General features: G+C 65.1%; 13 protein-coding genes. 7 read left to right on the top strand and 6 right to left on the bottom strand.

Annotated features, from left to right (window positions below):
* Window positions 1-228: 228 nt before the first annotated feature.
* Window positions 229-1848 (top strand): phosphoenolpyruvate carboxykinase, encoded by a 1620-nt coding sequence (locus tag VGV41_RS00415; RefSeq protein WP_326861663.1) that lies wholly within the window; start codon window positions 229-231, stop codon window positions 1846-1848.
* A gap of 72 nt (window positions 1849-1920) precedes the next feature.
* Here VGV41_RS00415 and VGV41_RS00420 read toward each other — a convergent pair whose 3' ends face one another.
* A complete protein-coding gene (locus tag VGV41_RS00420; protein ID WP_326861664.1) occupies window positions 1921-3648 on the bottom strand; it encodes a Spy/CpxP family protein refolding chaperone in 1728 nt (575 codons plus the stop codon).
* A 232-nt stretch (window positions 3649-3880) separates the two neighbouring features.
* On the bottom strand, window positions 3881-5167 hold the full coding sequence (locus VGV41_RS00425) for a lytic murein transglycosylase (protein ID WP_326861665.1): 1287 nt from the start codon (window positions 5165-5167) through the stop codon (window positions 3881-3883).
* 159 nt (window positions 5168-5326) lie between these two features.
* On the opposite strand from VGV41_RS00425, the gene VGV41_RS00430 reads away from it, so the two are divergent.
* The gene (locus VGV41_RS00430; RefSeq protein ID WP_326861666.1) at window positions 5327-6412 is read left to right on the top strand and encodes an NAD(P)/FAD-dependent oxidoreductase; all 1086 of its coding nucleotides are present in this window, start codon (window positions 5327-5329) and stop codon (window positions 6410-6412) included.
* Between the two features lie 3 nt (window positions 6413-6415).
* Here the strand turns inward: VGV41_RS00430 and VGV41_RS00435 are convergent, their stop codons facing one another.
* The gene (locus VGV41_RS00435; protein WP_326861667.1) at window positions 6416-7174 is read right to left on the bottom strand and encodes a DUF2865 domain-containing protein; all 759 of its coding nucleotides are present in this window, start codon (window positions 7172-7174) and stop codon (window positions 6416-6418) included.
* 266 nt (window positions 7175-7440) lie between these two features.
* On the opposite strand from VGV41_RS00435, the gene VGV41_RS00440 reads away from it, so the two are divergent.
* The 3 genes from VGV41_RS00440 to VGV41_RS00450 all read left to right on the top strand — a co-directional run bounded on the left by VGV41_RS00440 (window position 7441) and on the right by VGV41_RS00450 (window position 10473).
* Window positions 7441-8685 (top strand): sodium:proton antiporter, encoded by a 1245-nt coding sequence (locus VGV41_RS00440; RefSeq protein WP_326861668.1) that lies wholly within the window; start codon window positions 7441-7443, stop codon window positions 8683-8685.
* A 24-nt stretch (window positions 8686-8709) separates the two neighbouring features.
* Window positions 8710-9189: a RidA family protein gene (locus VGV41_RS00445; protein WP_326861669.1), complete on the top strand. Its 480-nt coding sequence runs from the start codon at window positions 8710-8712 to the stop codon at window positions 9187-9189.
* A 117-nt stretch (window positions 9190-9306) separates the two neighbouring features.
* The gene (locus VGV41_RS00450) at window positions 9307-10473 is read left to right on the top strand and encodes a mandelate racemase/muconate lactonizing enzyme family protein (protein WP_326861670.1); all 1167 of its coding nucleotides are present in this window, start codon (window positions 9307-9309) and stop codon (window positions 10471-10473) included.
* A 632-nt stretch (window positions 10474-11105) separates the two neighbouring features.
* Here VGV41_RS00450 and VGV41_RS00455 read toward each other — a convergent pair.
* A complete protein-coding gene (locus VGV41_RS00455; protein ID WP_326861671.1) occupies window positions 11106-12116 on the bottom strand; it encodes a sterol desaturase family protein in 1011 nt (336 codons plus the stop codon).
* Window positions 12117-12439: 323 nt separating this feature from the next.
* On the opposite strand from VGV41_RS00455, the gene VGV41_RS00460 reads away from it, so the two are divergent.
* A complete protein-coding gene (locus tag VGV41_RS00460) occupies window positions 12440-13270 on the top strand; it encodes a DUF3800 domain-containing protein (RefSeq protein ID WP_326861672.1) in 831 nt (276 codons plus the stop codon).
* A gap of 175 nt (window positions 13271-13445) precedes the next feature.
* Here the strand turns inward: VGV41_RS00460 and VGV41_RS00465 are convergent, their stop codons facing one another.
* Both VGV41_RS00465 and polA read right to left on the bottom strand, forming a co-directional pair.
* Entirely contained in the window at window positions 13446-14393 is a 948-nt protein-coding gene (locus VGV41_RS00465; RefSeq protein WP_326861673.1) for an IS1595 family transposase, read from the bottom strand.
* A 698-nt stretch (window positions 14394-15091) separates the two neighbouring features.
* Window positions 15092-18124: a DNA polymerase I gene (polA, locus tag VGV41_RS00470; RefSeq protein ID WP_326861674.1), complete on the bottom strand. Its 3033-nt coding sequence runs from the start codon at window positions 18122-18124 to the stop codon at window positions 15092-15094.
* On the opposite strand from polA, the gene VGV41_RS00475 reads away from it, so the two are divergent.
* Window positions 18123-18260: a hypothetical protein gene (locus VGV41_RS00475; protein WP_326861675.1), complete on the top strand. Its 138-nt coding sequence runs from the start codon at window positions 18123-18125 to the stop codon at window positions 18258-18260. The genes polA and VGV41_RS00475 overlap by 2 nt on opposite strands.
* The last annotated feature ends 30 nt before the right edge of the window (window positions 18261-18290 follow it).

An 18290-nucleotide genomic window follows, 5' to 3' on the forward strand; every position in this document is an offset into this window, starting at 1 on the left:
GAACGGCAGGTTACAGCTTTTGGTAGGCGATGCAGTTGATGCAGCGCAACGTGCCCTGCATGCGCTGCATGGCATTTACTATTGGCTTTTCAGAGCGTTCGTGCCTATGGTCGCGCGCCTCGGAACGCGGGGCTATACTATCGTTTTAAGGCCGAAAGTGCCGCGACTTCGCGGTGCATGAGAGGTGTCGCCCGACGGGCGATCGGCTTGTTTTTCTGGGAGGTAAGCGTGCAGGAGACGGGTGTAAGGAACGGCGCCTATGGTGCCGATAAATTCGGTTTGACGGACCTGAAGGCGGTCCACTGGAATCTGACCGCACCCACGCTTTATGAGCATGCGATCGCCAACGGCGAAGCCTCCATCGTCGAGGGCGGCGCGCTCTCGGCTTTCACCGGTCATCACACCGGCCGCTCGCCGAAGGACAAGCACACGGTCGTCGACGACCTCACCGAGAACTCGCTGTGGTGGGACGGCAACCGCAAGATGTCGAAAGACAACTTCGCGAATATACTCGCCGACTTCCGCGCGCATGTGAAGGGCAAGACCCTGTTCGCGCAGGATCTCTACGGCGGCGCCGATCCGGCCTATCGCATCAAGGTGCGTGTCTACACCGAATATGCCTGGCACTCGCTGTTCATCCGCCAGTTGCTGATCCGTCCGGAGATGGCTGAGATCGCCAGCTTCGTGCCCGACATGACCATCATCGACCTGCCGTCGTTCAGGCCGGACGCCAAGCGTCACGGCGGCCGCGAAGGCTCCGACACCCAGGTCTCGATCGACTTCACCAACAAGATCGTCCTCATCTGCGGCTCGTCGTACGCCGGCGAGATAAAAAAGTCGGTCTTCACCACGCTCAATTTCTACCTGCCGGCGCAGAACGTCGTGCCCATGCACTGCTCCGCAAACGTCAGCAAGGAAGGCGAAAGCGCGCTGTTCTTCGGTTTGTCCGGCACGGGCAAGACGACTTTGTCGGCCGATCCGCACCGTATCCTCATCGGCGACGACGAAACCGGCTGGGGCCCGAACGGCATCTTCAATTTCGAAGGCGGCTGTTACGCCAAGACCATCAAGCTCAGCAAGGAAGCCGAGCCGATGATCTGGGACGCCACCAACCGCTTCGGCGCCGTGCTGGAGAACGTGGTGTACGACCAGTACACCCGCGTGCCGGATTACGACGACGGCTCCAAGACCGAGAACACCCGCTCGGCCTATCCGCTCGACTTCATTCCGAATGCCTCGCGCTCGGGCCGCGCCGGTCATCCGAAGAACATCATCTTCCTGACCGCCGACGCCTACGGCGTGATGCCCCCGGTCGCCAAGCTCACGCCCGAGCAGGCGATGTATCACTTCCTCTCCGGTTACACCGCCAAGGTCGCCGGCACCGAGAAGGGCCTCGTCGGCGTCGAGCCGGAATTCTCGACCTGCTTCGGCGCGCCGTTCCTGCCGCGGCACCCGTCGGTCTATGCCGACCTGCTGAGGGACTACATCAACAAGCACAATGTCGACGTCTGGCTGGTGAATTCGGGCTGGACCGGCGGCAAGTACGGCGAAGGCCGCCGCATGCCGATCAAGGCAACGCGCACGTTGGTCACCTCCGCGCTCAACGGCTCGCTGAAGAACGCTGACTTCCGCACCGATCCGTATTTCGGTTTCTCGGTGCCGACATCGGTGCCGGGCGTCGAGCCGCATCTCCTGAACCCGATCAAGACGTGGAAGGACAAGGCCGAGTTCGACAAGACGGCCCGTCTGCTCGTCGGCATGTTCCAGAAGAACTTCGCCAAGTTCGAAAAGCACGTCACGGCGGACGTCAAAGCGGCCGCGCCGGAAGTGCGCATCGCGGCCGAATAAGCCCGACGCGACAAGGAAATAAAAAAAGGCGGCCTTTGCGGGCCGCCTTTTTTGTTACGTCTATCGCGCCGCTCAGTCTTTGCTCGCCGCCAGTTCCTGGCCGATGCGGTTGAAGCGCGCCTTCTGCTCGTTCGACAGCGACGCATAGAAGCTATCGAGCGCCGGCTTCACGGCGTTGGCGGCGTCGATCATCGCCTTCAGCCGCGTCTCCATCGCGTCGAGCCGGCCGGGCGGCGTCAGCGGCGTCTCGTCGGGGCAGGCCGCCTGCAGGATGCCGACCGCCTTGTCGGTGGCGTCCTGCAGCTTGTCGAGATCGGCCACTTGCGCGTCGGTCGGCTTCACCGCGTCCTCGATCTTCTCGATCGGCAGTGTGGCCAGGCCGGGCTTCGGCTGCTTGCAGCTCGCCGCGCCGGTGTCGGCCGATGCCCGCGCGGTGGTCTCTGCCGAAGGCTTCGGCGCAGGACCGATCTCGTTGAAGCGCTCCTTCTGCTCGTCCGACAGCGAATTGTAGAACGCGTTGAGCGCCGGCTTGACCGCGTCGACGGCCTCGAGCGTCGCCTGCACGCGCGCGGTCATCGAGGCAAGCCGGCCCGGAGGCGTCAGCGGGAACGCGTTCTGAGTCGGGCACGACGTCTTGAAGATGTCGGCCGCCTTCCGCGCGTCGGTGCGCAGATCGGCGAGCAACTTCTTCTGCTCGTCATTGAGACCGACCTTCTTCTCGATCTCGGCGATCGGCCAGGCGGTGATGCCGTTGCCGGGCTGCTTGCACAATTGCTGCACGGCGGCGTAGCGCACCGGCGCGGACGAGGTCGGCGGCGGCGGTCCATAGGCATAGTCGGCCGGCGGGCCGGCCTCGCCCCAGAACACGCCGTCGAAGAAGTCGTCATAGGCATAGGCCCAATAGCCGTCGTCGTAAGCTGCCGGCCAGAACGTGTAATCGAACACGTCGTCATAGGCGTAGGGCCAGAACACCGGACCGTACCAGCCGATGAAGGCGGCGCGGGCGTGATGCCGCCAGGCCTCGCGCGGCGACCAGCGATGCCGGCGCGCGTTCGTCTGCGCCGCGGTGGTCGGTGCGGCGAAGGCCGAGGCGAAGCGGCCTTGGCGTGCCGCCTGCGCGGTGATGCGCGGCTGGCCGTTGCGGCGCAACCGGCGTTGTCCGTTCTGTTGCGCGTCACGCTGGACCTGCGCATTGGGCTGCGCCTGCAGGTTCGGCGTCGTCGCATTGCGCTGCTGTGCACGCTGCTCGCGAGCGCGGCGGATCTCCGCGCGGCGCGCCGAGCGTTGCGACGGCGGCAGCCGGCGAACCGCGCGGTCTTCCTGGCGGCGCAAAGCGCGCTCGTGCCGTTGAGCCGCACGCGTTGCCGCTTTGGACGTCGCGGGAGCAGTTGCCGTCTTTGCCGCCGTCCGCGAGGTTGTCGCCGGCGCCGCGGTCACGTGCGGCGTGGCGGTGTGTCGCTGGGCGCGATGTTGCTCGCGACGGATGGTGCGCGCGGTGGATGGCGCGCTGTGGCGCGCCGGCCGCGCCGCCTGCCGCGGTGCCACATGCGGAGCCGCGCGCATCACCGGATGCGGCGCGACGTGCGGTGGGGGCGCTGCGCGCACAACCGGGTGCGGCGGGGGTGCGGCGCGCATGACGGGATGCGGCGGCGGCGCGGGCCGTGCCGCGGGCGCCGGATGCGGCGCCGAACGTGCGGCGGGTGCAGCTTTCTTTTCGTCAGGCTTGGGCTGCGCCAGCGCGGCGGCCGGCAGGGCGGCGCTCAAAAGCAGCGCCAGTATCATCGTACAGGCCTTGGTCATGAATTCCTCCACACAGTCGGCCGTGCGCAGTCGGCCGTCCGTGGAATCAACGTGGCGTCCGCCGCCGTCCCGGCGGCATGCTCATGGAAACGTGAACGGACATGAACGTTATTTCACAATCCGGGTTCCGTGCGCCTTGCGCTGCCTCAAAGCGTGATGCACTGCGCAAAATGAAAATCGCCGGCGAGAGGGCGCGCCGGCGATCGATCGAGATTTGAATTTGCGGGCGCAATCAGCGCTGCGTGCGATGCTCGTGGCTTGGTGCGCGCTTGACCGGCTTTGGCGCCGCGCCCTCCGGCGTGCGGGCGTTGCTCGCGCTGGCGCCGCCGAGGCGCTCCAGCAATTCCGCCGTCGGATAGGAGTCGGCCGCCAGCCCGAACTTAATCTGCGCTTCCTTCACCGCCGTGCGCGTGGCGTTGCCGATCTTGCCGTCCGGATCGCCGACGTTCCACCCGTGCTTGTTCAACAGGCGCTGCATGTCCATCACCTGTTCGCCGCTCAGGGGATGGATCTGCTTGGCGCCTTCGTGATCGACGACCGGCGCGCCGGCAAGACGCGTGGCGAAATACGCGACCGTGGTCGAATAGACGTAGGCCGAATTCCAGCCGAGGAAGGCCTGGAAGTTGGGGTAGGCGAGGAAGGCGGGGCCGTGCCGGCCCATCGGCAGGATCAGCGAGGCCTCCATCGCGCCGTTCGGCAGCGTGCCGTGGGCGGGCTTCACGCCCCACTTCACCCACTGCGACACCGGATGCTTGATGTTGATGTCGGCTTCCTGCCACGGCATCTGCGGCACGCGCACTTCCTGGAACCACGGCTCGCCGCGCCGCCAGCCGAGATGCTGGAGGAAGTTGCCGGCCGAGGCGAGCGTGTCGGGCACGCTCTTGATCAGGTCGCGGCGGCCGTCGCCGTCGCCGTCGACGCCGTATTTGTAATAGTCCGAGGCGGTGATCTGGATGCCGCCGAACTCACCGGCCCAGGCGCCGACCATGTCGGGAATCTTCTGGTCGCCGTGCTGGATGAGCCGCAGCGCGTCCATCAATTGCGGACGGAAGTAGTCGCCGCGACGACAGTCATAGGCGAGGGTGGTGAGCGCCGGCAGGATCTTGAATTTGCCGAAGTCGGCGCCGAAGTCGCTCTCCAGTCCCCAAAAGGCGGTGATGACCGGCGCCGGCACGCCGTATTTCTGCTCGATGCGGCGGAAGAGGTCGGCGTATTGCTGCATCTTCTTCTGGCCGTTGGGGATGCGATAGCCGCCCACCATGCGGTCGGAGAATTGCAGAAAGGTCTGGTTGAACACGGCCTGGCCGTGGTCGCGCTTGATGATCTGCGGATCGAAGTAGAGTTCGGACGAGGCCTCCGCCACCACCTTCGGAGAAATGCCGTTCGCGACCGCGTCCTTCTTGAACTGCGTCAGCCAATTCTCGAAGTTGCCCGTGTTGCGGCAGGTCGCGGCGAAGGACGGCGCCGCCCACAGCATTGCCAAAGTCGCCAGGGCGATGGTCGAGGTCGTTTTGCGCATAGAGTCCGCCTTTTCGGGGATTTGGCCGGGGAATCTGCCTGAGCCGCAAGCGGGGTCAAGTTTGATCCGGGGAAAGCGTTAAGGGCCGACTGTGCGGAAATCGTGGTTCATCCGGACGCGGGGTTGACGGCGGGCCTGCCGGGTAAGACACAACGCCGCATGCAGGTTCTGGTGATTGGCGCCGGCGTCGTAGGACTGGCAGCGTCCCGGGCGCTCACCCGGCGGGGTGCCGACGTCGTCGTGGCGGAGAAGGCGGCCGCCATCGGCACGGGCACGTCCTCGCGCAACAGCGAGGTCATCCACGGCGGCATGTACTACCCGACCGGGACGCTGCGGGCCCGGCACAGCGTCGCCGGCCGCCGCATGCTCTACGCCTACTGCGCCAGCCATGGCGTGCCGTGCCGCAAGCTGGGGAAGCTGGTGGTCGCCGCCGATGCGGCGGAAACCGCGAAAATCGAGGCCATCGCCAGGCAGGGCGAGATCAACGGCGTCGAAGGGCTCGTCCTGATCGACGGCCGGGCGGCGCGCGCCATGGAGCCCGAGCTCGTCTGCGCCGCGGCGCTGCACTCGCCGGAGACCGGCATCATCGACAGCCACCGCTATATGCTGGCCCTGCGCGGCGACCTCGAGGACGCCGGCGGCATGATCGCCTTCAATACGCGGGTCGAGGGGATCGAGCGCCGCGACGGCCGGTGGCACGCGCGCTTCGACGGCGGTGACGCGGCCTTCGATGCGGTCGTCAACGCGGCCGGGCTCGGCGCGCAGGCGATCGCCCGCGCCATGCCGGACTATCCGCAGGCGCGCGTACCGCGCCTCGTCCTCGCCAAGGGCAACTACTTCTCCTACAGCGGCCGCCCGGCATTCAAGCGCCTCGTCTATCCGACCCCGATGCCCGGCGGCCTGGGTGTGCACGTCACGCTCGACATGGCCGGGCGCATGCGTTTCGGCCCCGACGTCGAGTGGATCGAGCGCGAGGACTACGAGGTCGATCCGGCGCGCGCCGATATCTTCTACGCGCGCATCCGTACCTACTGGCCGGCCCTGCCGGACCATTCATTGACGCCGGACTATGCCGGCATCCGGCCAAAGCTGTCGGGCAAAGGCGAGCCGCAAGGCGACTTCATGATCGACACGCCGGCCGAACACGGCCTGCCCGGTCTGGTGCAGATGTTCGGGATCGAGTCGCCGGGGCTGACCAGCTCGCTGTCGCTTGGCGAAGCGGTCGCCGACGCGCTCGCCGTCTGACCGTTATTTCGCGAGCTGCGCGCTGTGGCTCTCGCTGGGCGCGATCGAGCCGGTGGTCTCGCTGCGCGGCACGCCGTCGTCGGCCCGCACGCGGATCTGCGACAGCGCCTCGCGCTCGTTCTTCGGCAGGCGCGACGCCGCGACCGGCGTCAACGCCGCGGCCTTGTCGTGCGCGCCCTCGACCGCCATCAGCCCATCCTTGGTCGCGATTACATCGCCCGGCCGCAAGGTCGGATCGCTGGTCGCCGCGACGGGGTTCGCGAGACCGAAGGCGCTGCGGCCATTGCAGGTGCAGCCGGACACCAGTTCCTTGCGATAGCGGAAGGCGCTCGGCAGGTCGGCGTAGCGGCTGCCGTCGTTCGTGGTCGCGTAATCGATGTTGCTGCCGGAATAGACCTTCGTTTCGCTCGCCGGGCAGAAGGAGCGGCAGGCGTCGGCGGCACTCATGCCGGGATGCGCCACCACCGGGAAATAATGGCCGTCGCAAGTGCGCACGCAGAAGCCGCGCGCCGCTCCGCCGTCGCGGCTGACCACGCGCTCTCGTCGGCGCGGCTCGTCGCTGCTCAATGCGCGCGCGAGGCTGGAGAAGGGGTCGGCGAAGGATTCGGCGTGACGCGGCGGCTCGCCGTGATGCGAGAAGGCGTGGCGCAGGCCGCCGAACAACTGATCGAAGAATCCGGCCGAGGCCGGCGCCGGCGCAAGCACAAATGCCGCGGCGAACACACCCGCTGCGACAACCACCTGTTTGCGACCCGCCGCCATCGCTGTCCAGCCTCGATTTCCGGTGCGCGCGCCCCGCGCAGCACCCGATTCCAACGTGCAGCCGGACGGAAAGTTCGCCGCGAATCATTCCCGGACACGTGATCGAAGCTAAGGTCGGAAGCCGTAAAGGCGGCGTTAGCCTTGGCCGCGACAGTCCGACACGTCCTCTGCCTTGTTATTTGGCAGGGCGTCGGGCAGCATCGCGCGCGATTTTCCGCGAACGATGGCCCCAGAGCCGCCGCATCGCGGGCCGGGGGGAGGAAGAAGTGGAATCGTCGTCCGCCATCGAAATTGCGAAGCACACGTTGATGTCGGGCGGGGTCCTGCTCGCGGTCGGCACGCTCACCGGCTTCCTGGCGCAGAAGATCAAGGTTCCCGACGTCGCGCTGTTTCTCATCGTCGGCATGCTGATCGGCCCCGACATGTTCGGCCTCGTCGACATCAAGGCCGACTCGGCGCTCAACCAGATCATCCTGCTGTTCGGCGCCAGCTACATCCTGTTCGACGGCGGCGCCTCGCTGCGTTTCGAGGTGCTCAAGCAGGTCTGGATCACCATCCTCGTCATCGCCACGGTCGGCGTGCTCATCACCGCGGCGATCACCGGCCTCGCCGCGCATCTCGTGTTCGGACTGCCGGTCGTCGTCGCGCTGCTGATGGGCGCAGCCCTGGCCTCGACCGATCCGGCAACGTTGGTGCCGATTTTCCGCCAGGTGCATATCCGCGACCGCGTGGCGCAGACGGTGATGAGCGAGTCGGCGTTCAACGACGCCATGGGCGCCATCGTCACCTTCGGCGTGCTCGCGGTGGCGATGGGCAGCGGCGGCTTTTCCCTGACGGCATCGGCGATCGACCTGGTCAAGCAGTCGGCGATCGGCATCGTGTCCGGCGGCATCATGGGCTGGCTGGCGGCATTCTTGATCGCGCACGAGCGCTGGGCGTTCCTCAAGGAATACGCGCCGGTGGTGACGCTTGTAGCGGTGATCGGCGCCTATTTTGCCGCCGACGGCCTGCAGGCGAGCGGCTTCATGGCGGTCTTCGTGTTCGGCATCGTCATTGGCAACAAGGATGCCTTCGGCTTCAAGATGAGTGAGGGCGAGCAGCAGAAGCTCGACGACTATGTGAGCACCACAGCCTTCATCATGCGGCTGTTCATCTTCATGCTGCTCGGCGCGCAGGTCGATTTCCACCTGATGGCGCAATACTGGGCGGGCGGCGTGCTCGTGGTGTTGATCCTCATGCTGGTGGCGCGGCCGGTCACGGTCTTCGCCTGCGCGCTCCCCGACCGGCGGGCGAAATGGAGCTTCAACGAGATGCTGTTCATGTGCTGGACGCGCGAGACCGGCGTCATCCCGGCGGCGCTCGCCGGCCTGCTGCTCGGCATGAAGGCGCCCGGCGCGCCGGTCATCGCTTCGGTGACCTTCATCGCCATCCTGATGACGATCCTGATCCAGGCGCCGACGACGAAGTGGCTCGGGCAGCGCCTGGGACTTTTGGAAAATCACAAGCGCTAGCGAATCCGACGAGGGAGGAATGTCATGGCAAGCAAACCGCGCTTCATCAATCCAAAGACGCTCGCGCCGCCGCCGGGCTACACCGCGGTGGTCGAGACGAGCGGCCCCGGCCGCACCGTCTACGTCGCCGGCCAGCTCGGGCTCGATCTCGAGAACAGGCTCGTCGGCGGGCCGGGCGATTTCCGCGCCCAGTGCGAGAAAGCCTTCGACAATCTCGCGGCGGCTTTGGCCGCGGTCGGCGGCACGCTCGCCGACATCGTGAAGATCAACAACTATCTCACCGACATGTCGCACATGGCCACCTTCCGCGCGGTGCGCGACGCCAAGTTGAACATGCAGGCGCCGCCGGCCTCGACCACGGTGGGCATTTCGCAGTTGGCCCGGCCCGGCGCGCTGTTCGAGATCGAGGCGGTCGCCGTGCTGCCGCCGGCCAAGCCGCGGAAGGCCGGCGCGAAGGCGCCAGCGCGCGGCCGCGGCGCCAAGAAAAAATCGCGGCGACGCTGAGCGGGTTCCCGCACGCTGCGCAGCGGGTATTCGCAAATCAAACTGGCGGATGACGGCGGCGGCGTCTAAGCAGGGCCGCCTTCCGCAACCGTCCGTCTTTCATATTCCGGAACCGCTATGCGCATCACCGCCATCACCGACATCGTCGTGCCGATCGCCTCGGCCATCGCCAACGCCTATATCGATTTCTCGACCATGACGGCGAGCGTGGTGGCGATCCACACCGACGTGGTGCGCGACGGCAGGCCGGTGGTCGGCTTCGGCTTCAATTCCAATGGCCGCTACGCGCCGCAGGGCCTGCTGCGCGAGCGCTTCATCCCGCGGCTGAAGGATGCGAAGGCGGAGGACGTGGTCGACGACCGCGGCATCCTCGATCCGTTCAAATGCTGGGCGGCGATGATGAAGAACGAGAAGCCGGGCGGCCACGGCGAGCGCTCGGTCGCCGTCGGCGTGCTCGACATGGCGCTGTGGGATGCGGTGGCGAAAGCCGAGGGCGTGCCGCTGTGGCGGCTGCTCGCCAACCGTTACAACAACGGTCAGGCCGACAAGACGGCCTGGGTCTACGCCGCCGGCGGCTACTACTATCCGCAGAAGGACATCGAGGGCCTGCAGGACGAGATGAAGTATTATCTCGACCTCGGCTACTCGACGGTGAAGATGAAGATCGGCGGCGTGCCGCTCAAGGACGACCTGAAGCGCATCGAGGCGGCGCTGAAGGTGGTCGGCGGCAAGGGCGAAAACCTCTGCGTCGACGTCAATGGCCGCTACGATCTCGACGAGGCGCTGGCCTGCGGCGACGCCATCGCGCCCTACGGGCTCAAATGGTACGAGGAGCCGCTCGATCCGCTCGATTATCTGCTGCATGCGGCTTTGGCGACGCGCTATCGCGGCCCACTCGCCACCGGCGAGAACCTGTTCTCGATGCAGGACGCGCGCAACCTGATCCGTCACGGCGGGCTGCGTGCCGATCGCGACTGGCTGCAGTTCGATCCGGCCTTGTCCTACGGCCTCGTCGAATACATGCGCACGCTCGACATGCTGCGCATGCACGGCTGGTCGCCGCGCCGCTGCGTGCCGCATGGCGGGCATCAGTTCGCGCTCAACATTGCGGTCGGCCTCGGCCTCGGCGGCAACGAGTCGTATCCGCAGGTGTTCGCGCCGTTCGGCGGCTTCGCCGACGCGTGCAAGGTCGTCGACAGCCGCGTGCCGATGCCGGACGTGCCGGGCATCGGCTTCGAGGCGAAGAACGCGCTCTACGCGGTGATGAAGGGGATGCTGGGCTGAGCGGGGTAGGCCGTCGGGGGCGGTCTACGAAAACTGACTGGGCGACTCCTGCTGTGCCGGCACGAGGGTCAGTGCGCCGGAATGCGCGCCGCTGATCCGCAGCAGACGCAGAGACTAGCGCCTATGCCGAACCTCACTCCAATTGAGAAACCAGACCAAAAAGTAGACGACACCAAGCGCAAAGATCACATCGAAGATATATAGAAAGTCGATGAACGACCGGTTTAGTGCAGGCCCACCGAAGACAGTAAATGCGAGCGCGTAGGAGAATAGAAACGGCAGGTTCAGGACGAATTCAATCGAGTGTGCGATCCATCCATGTCCGCAGGAAAACATGGGCACAATCTCGGTCATCCCGCACGCTTTTCCCAGCACAGGACGTTTGACGAGTGCGAGCGCAAAAAGTGTAATGAGTTCCAAAATCGCAATGACGGCTGCTGACACCAATATGTAAAAAGAAACCAGACATAAGCCTCGGAGCGACTTTAGGAGCGCTCGGCGTACCATTTGGTATCAGCTCCAGTTGTTTCGCGAGACCGTTTATTCCCGCCGAAAACGGGAATCCAGTTCTGAGTCTCAACTGGGCCCCCGCTTTCGCGGGGGCGATCGGAGAACAGGATTGCGCTTGAACATTATTGTGCCTGCGCAGCTTCCGTCACCGGCCGTCGCCGCATCCACCCAAACAGCACGCCGAAAAACCGGCCGAACGGCGACAGGAATTCGCCGCTGATCGTGTGCGCGTCGGGAATGGCCGGCTCGACGCCGTAGGTCAGCCGCTCCGGCGTCTTCGCCGGGATATAGAGCGTGCCGAACAGCCAGTCCCAGATCGCGAGGCAACTGCCGAGGTTCTTGTTGAAATGCACCGGGTTGGTCGAGTGGTGGATCTGGTGGTGCGCCGGGCTGATGAAGAGCCGCCCGAGCGCGCCGCGGAAGGCGATCCAGATGTGCGTGTGCTGCAGGTGCACGTAGAGATGGATGAACACGACCAGGATGATGTTCGTCCCCGACAGCGCGTATTGATAGGTGGTGTCGCCGAACGAATAGGCGAGGACGCCGTTGGCCAGCGCCGCCGTTGCGGCGAGGATGTGGCCGAACACCAAAGTGTCGAGCGGGTGCATGCGGAACGAAGTCACCGGCGTCAGCACTTCCGCGGTGTGGTGCACCTTGTGCAATTCCCACAACGCCGGAATGCGGTGCTTGAGAAAGTGGTCGAGCCAGTAGCCGAACTCGTAGGCGAGGAAGAGGATGACGGTGACGATGGCGCGCTGCGCCAGTTCCGGCAGCGCCGACGGCGTCACTGGGCCGAGCGTGGCGATCAGCGCGTTGAGCACGCCGTTGGTGAGGAATTGGTACGACAGTCCGGCCATGCCGAAGATGCCGCCATAGACGAAGCAGTTGAACAGCAGCCAGCCGATGTCGGCCTTGGTCGAGCGGTGGCGCAGGATGCGGCGCGGGAACAGCGCGCGCAGCAGGAGCCTCGGGCGCATATGCCCGCGCCGACGCAGGTGACGAAGGGTAAGGAACGCGGCGGCAATCGCCAGCGCGCAAGCCAGCGACGTCAGCGAGAGCTGCGAGCCGAGCGAGAACAAAATATTGTAGGCGTGGTTGGCGATGCCGAGAAGGCCGGCCGCGATGCGTTCCATGGATGTCTTCCGCGCGTGCGACAGCAGATGCGGCCGTCGCCGCGCGGGTATTCTGGTGGCGCGCGATTAACGTCTTGTTAAGCCGGCCGCGGAGACAGGGCGCGGCCGTCGCGAAGGAACCTCTCCCGTCACCCTGAGGCGCCCGCCGAAAGCGGGCCTCGAAGGGCGTCTGACGTCCAATTGTCGTCCCCGCGCGGCCCCTCACCATGAGGCCGGGACGGGCGCACGCCCGCGACGGCGCAGCACAAATTCTTTTCGCAGGACTATTGACGCTATATTGTACTTGCCGGACCCAACTGCCAAACTCGGCGGGCGGGTGAGTCGTGCTGACCCCCGCCTCATTAGAGGTCTGCGCCGATGATGCGCCGTTTGTGCGCTTCCTCGACGTTATTTTGCCTTTTGGGGGGCATGTGACGGTCCAGGCCGAGTCTTATTTCGACGAAAGCGGGTCACACGATGGTGCGCCGGTATTATGCATTGCCGGTTATATATTTGAGAAAGATAAGGCGGCCCGTTTGACCGAGCAGTGGCGTGCCGTATTGGCGGAGCACAAGATCCCGTATTTCAGGATGAGCGATTGCGCCCATGGAAATGGCCCATTTAAGGGCATGACTAAACAGCATCGTCTAGAAATCGAAATGATGATGATTGGGGTGATTAAGCGGTGGAGCATACAGGGCATCGCAGCCACGCTGGATCATAGAGACTACGAAGCGGCGGCGTTGCCGAAGAAAAGTAAATATTATGGTGGCCCATACACGCTGCTCGCACACACCATCATGGTTGGCGTCGCCGAATGGATAAGGCACCAAACCAACGCGCCAGTCTCAAGTATGGCATATTTCTTCGAATCCGGTCACGCAAGCCAAAGAGAGTCCGACGCGGTAATGCATCGTATATTCAATCAATCTCGAGGTAATTACAGGTATGCAGGACATGCCTTCGTACCTAAAGAAAATACGCCTGCGGTGCAGGCCGCAGATCTTCTCGCGTGGCAATGGTACACAGACCGGAGACATCAGAAGGAAGGAAAGAGACGCCGAAAGGATTGCACAATTTTGCTAGAGCACCACCACAACACCGCACATCTTCGGCCAGAGCGATTGACGGAGATCAGTGAGATTCTAAAGCAATTCGGTCTTATCGCCGCTTAGTTTTCGCTGACGGAACAAGACGTTTCAGAGCGGCATCGAATTGCTCTCCGCTTTCGTCGACGCCTGCAGCCCGAGCGGCTTCTATGAACCGCTCGGATTGCGTTTTCGCCACTTCCTTTTTGCGAGCCGTTTTCTTACTTCGGCCAGCTTGGGGCTTTTTAGACATTCGCCAACCTCAGTCACGAGCTGTGCGATAAGTCAGGCGCTTGCCGACGATGCCCTTTAGCGCGCTGTCCGCCCGGGCTTCGTCGTTTACGCCCAACGCAACGCGATTGTTATACCGGAAATCGAACTCTGCGAGATAGCGGTGCAAGTGCTTTTCTGCACAGTGCTGGTAGGTGCCCCGCATCCCGCGCTTGAACACCGAGAATACGTTTTCGACGGTGTTGGTGTGAACCTCGCCGCGAACGTATTCGCCGTCGCGATGCTTTACAGTCGCGTGTGAGGCGGTGTGAAAGTGCATGTCGTTGTAGATGCGGCTTTCGTCGGTGTGAAGCCGCGCCTCATTCGCGAGATTGCGCGACGCGATCTCATTGATGGTGGACTTGTCGGCGTGCTCGACGTGGAAGGAGCGAACCTTGCCGCCGCGCTCAACGAGCGAAACGATGGCGCGCTTGTTCGACGGACCGCTCTTGCCGGACTTGGTATAGGGGCGGCCAGAGGTGGTCACGTCGCGAGGAACGGCGACCTTACCGTGATAGGTTTCGTCCATCTCGACGATGCCGCCATTGCCGCCCATCGGGGCAAGCGAGCCGTCCCGCATCGCCTCGCGAATGCGGTGCGCCATGAACCACGCGGTCTTGAGGGTGACGCCCAAGGTCCGGTGAAGCTGGTTCGAACTGATGCCCTTTTTGCTGCTGGTCAGCAGCGCCACGGCTTGCAGCCACAGGTGCAGCTTAACGTGGCTGGATTCGAAGACGGTCCCGACCTTCACGGTGAACTTATTCCGGCACTGGTAGCACTTGTATGCGCCGATCCGGGTGGACTTGCCTTGCATCTTGGAAATTCGGTCCACCCCGCCGCAATGCGGGCAAATCGGGCCATTTGGCCATACCCGGGCCTCTAGGAAGGCATAGGCGGCTTCTTCGTCGTGGAAGTGCTTGGCGCACAGGATGGAGGGCATGGCTTCGTCTCTTTCGAATGTGAAGCCAATATATTCCTCCCGAATGGGTCCGTCAAGTATAATATTAGGACTATTGACCTATTAGGCGGATATGCCTATTGTTGGGTCGTCCTGCTCTTCAAGGGGCGTCACCGGAGACGTGCCGAGGACGGAGCAGCGGTGAGACAAGGGGCCGGAGATGCGGCCTCGGTCTCATCGGGTCGACGAACGGGGGCAACCCCGGCCGTCGGTTGATGCGGCGCCCGCGGTACGGCCTCGTAAGCCGACCCCGGGAGGCCCTGGCCAGCCGTCCGCCGGCAAAACGACCGGCTGCCTTGAATGGCTGCACGTGCGCGGCGACAAAGGAGCGGTGGCCACCGCTCCGGATCGCGGTCCCGGATCGGGACCTTGTCGCCGCCCGGAAGTACGGCTCAGAGGGACACAAGACGCCGCAAGTGGAGCGCCGGGAGGCGCCTTCCTCCGATCGCAAGGAGGAAGGAGACGCCTCGCAAGCGTCTCATCGGGCGGCCCTCGCCGGACCGCTCAAGGGGGTCTCGCAAACCCCCGCGTCTGCCGGCGCTCCGCTCCCCTTGAGGGAGCCGAGATTTGGACTTCGCGACGAGGGCCTGCCCGGGGCCGACATCAAGAATACGGGCGGCGGAGCTTTGCCTGCGGAGCGGGACCGAACGCGTCCCGCCGCTCACGACGAGGGCCGATCGTCAATGCGCCTCGTCCCAGTTGTCGGCGGCGCGGGCGTCGACCTGCAGCGGCACGTTGAGCGCCACCGCCGGATGCGGCGCGCCCTCCATGACCTCGCGCACGAGGCCAATCGTGTCAGTGACTTCCTTTTCCGGCACCTCGAAGATCAGCTCGTCGTGCACCTGCAGCAGCATCTGCGCCTTGAGCTTCGCCTCGTCCAACGCCGGCTCCATGCGCATCATGGCGCGGCGGATGATGTCGGCAGCCGAGCCCTGCAGGCGAGCGTTGATCGCCGCCCGCTCGTTGAAGGCGCGGATCGACGGGTTCGACGCCTTGATGTCCGGGTAGTGGCACTTGCGCCCGAACAGGGTCAGCACGTAGCCGTGCTCGCGGCAGTAGTCGCGCGTGGAGTCCATGTAGTCGCGGATGCCGGGGAAGCGTTCGAAGTACTTCTTGATGTATTCGCCTGCCTCGCTGCGCTCGATGCCGAGCTGGTTGGCGAGTCCGAACGCCGAGATGCCGTAGATGATGCCGAAATTGATCGCCTTGGCGCGGCGGCGCGTCTCCGGCGACATGCCCTTGATCGGCTCGCCGAACATCTCCGACGCCGTCATGGCGTGGATGTCGACGCCGTCCTTGAACGCCTGCCGCAAGGTCGGCACCTCGGCGACTTCCGCCAGCAGGCGCAATTCGATCTGCGAATAGTCGGCCGAGATCAGTTTCATCCCCGGCGCGGCGACGAAGGCCTTGCGGATCTTGCGGCCGTCCTCGGTGCGGACCGGGATGTTCTGCAGGTTCGGCTCCGACGACGACAGTCGTCCGGTCGAGGTCGCCGCCAGCGCGTAGGACGTGTGCACGCGCTTGGTGGTCGGGTTGACGTAGGTCGGCAGCGCCTCGGTATAGGTCGAGCGCAATTTCGACACCTGCCGCCAGTCGAGGATCTTGCGCGGCAGCTCGTGGCCCTGCTCGGCAAGCTCTTCCAGCTCGCGCGCGGTGGTCGACCATTGGCCGGTCTTGGTCTTGGAGCCGCCGGGCAGACCCATCTGGCCGAACAGGATTTCGCCGAGTTGCTTGGGCGAGCCGACGTTCACCGGCGTGCCGGCGATGGTGTTGATCTCCTGCTCGAGCGCGACCTGCTTCTTGCCGAAGTCGTTCGACAGCCGCGCCAGCACGGCCTGGTCGATGGCGATGCCGCGCTCTTCCATGCGCGCGAGCACGTGCGGCATCGGCCGCTCCAGCGTCTCGTAGACGCTGACGACGTGCTCGGCCGCCATGCGCGGCTTCAGCCCGCTCCACAGGCGGAGGATGGCGTCGGCGTCCTCCGCCGCGTAGGCCGCGGCGCGCGGGATCGGCGTCGCCTCCGGCGTGAACAGCGCCTTGTCCTTGTTCTTGACGTCGGCGAAGCGCGAGGGGGAACGGTTGAAATAGCGCTCGGAGAGGCTCGACATGTCGTGCGCGCCCTTGCCGGCGTCGAGCACGTACGACATCAGCATCACGTCGTCGATGACGCCGAGGCGGATGCCGCGCGTGGCGAGCACCAGGTAATCGCGCTTCACGTCGTGGCCGACCTTGGTGATGCTCGCATCCTCGAGCACCGCCTTCAGCGCGGCGATCGCATCCCGCTCCGCCACCTGTCCGTCGCAGAGCTTGGCGGCGAACAGGCCGGAGGCCTCGCTGTCGCTGGCCTCGCGATGGCCGAGCGGCAGGTAGGCCGCTTCGTTGGGCGAGACGGCGAATGCGATGCCGCATAGCGACGCCTGCATCGGATCGAGTGCATTGGTCTCGGTCTTCAGCGCCAGCACGCCGGTGTCCTGCGCGCGCGCGATCCACTGCTTCAGCGCGTCGAGCGTCTCGATCGTCGTGTACTGCGCGGCATCGAACTTGGCCTCGCGCAGCGCATCGATGCGCTTGGCCGAAAGCGAGATCGGCGTCAGCGCCTCGATCGGGCCGGGCGCACCGTGCGCGACCGTTCGCGGGGCGGGGGCGTCGAACGCGAGTTGACCCTGACCGCCGCCGCGGCCGGCGGGAGCAGGGGATGCGGCCGCTCCGGCTTCGACCTGCGCTGCGTCGATGCCGCTGTTCTCGGCGACGCGCTGCGTCAGCGTCTTGAAGCCCATCGACTTCAGGAAGGCGATGAGATTCTTGTAGTCCGGCTCGTGCACGCCGAGTTCGTCGATCGGCACGGTGAGCGGCACATTGTTGTCGAGCGTGACCAGCTTTTTGGAAATGCGCGCAAGCTCGGCATTGTCGATGAGGCTCTGGCGGCGCTTCTCCTGCTTGATCTCGCAGGCGCGTGCGAGCACCGTTTCGAGGTCGCCGTAGGTATTGATCAACTCGGCCGCCGTCTTCGGCCCGATACCCGGCACGCCCGGCACGTTGTCGCTCGAATCGCCGATCAGCGACTGCACCTCGATCACCTTGTCGGGGCCGACGCCGAACTTCTCGATGACCTGCGGGATGCCGATCTTCACGTCCTTCATCGTGTCGTACATGACCGTGCAGTCGTTCACGAGCTGCATCAGGTCCTTGTCGGACGAGACGATGGTGGCGGTGGCGCCGGCCTCGCAGGCCTGGCGCGCGTAGGTGGCGATCAGGTCGTCGGCCTCGTAGCCGGCGAGCTCGACGCACGGGATCTCGAAGGCGCGCACCGCGTCGCGGATCAGCGCAAACTGCGGGATCAGGTCCTCCGGCGGCGGCGGCCGGTGCGCCTTGTACTCCTTGTACATCTCGGTGCGGAACGTCTTCTCCGACTTGTCGAAGACGACCGCGAGATGCGTCGGCTTGTCCTCCGGCTTCATCTCCTTCAGCAGCTTCCACAGCATGGCGCAGAAGCCGTAGACGGCGTTGACGTGCACGCCCTCGGGCGTGCGCGGCTCGAAGCGGATGGCGTGGTAGGCGCGGAAGATGTAGCCCGAGCCGTCGACCAGGAAGACGTGATCGCCCTTCTTCACCGGCCGCGCGGCCGGGTTGGCGGCAGCAGCGGGTGCGGCTTCGGGCGCGGCGTTGCTCGTGGGCTTGGTGGCGGCGGATTTCGATTTTGCGGAGGCTGGCATGGCGGCAATGTGGGCCTGCCGCGTGCCTGAATCAATCGCAACGGCCATGCCCGAAAAAGCGGCGATGCCGGTATCCACAGACCCGCATGGCCGCAAAGTGGCCGTCAAGTTGGATCAGGCGATGACCGCCGCATGACAGGCGCGCCGGCACAGGAACTCGCCATGC

The organism is Pseudolabrys sp. (assembly GCF_035943735.1).
Lineage (GTDB): Bacteria > Pseudomonadota > Alphaproteobacteria > Rhizobiales > Xanthobacteraceae > Pseudolabrys.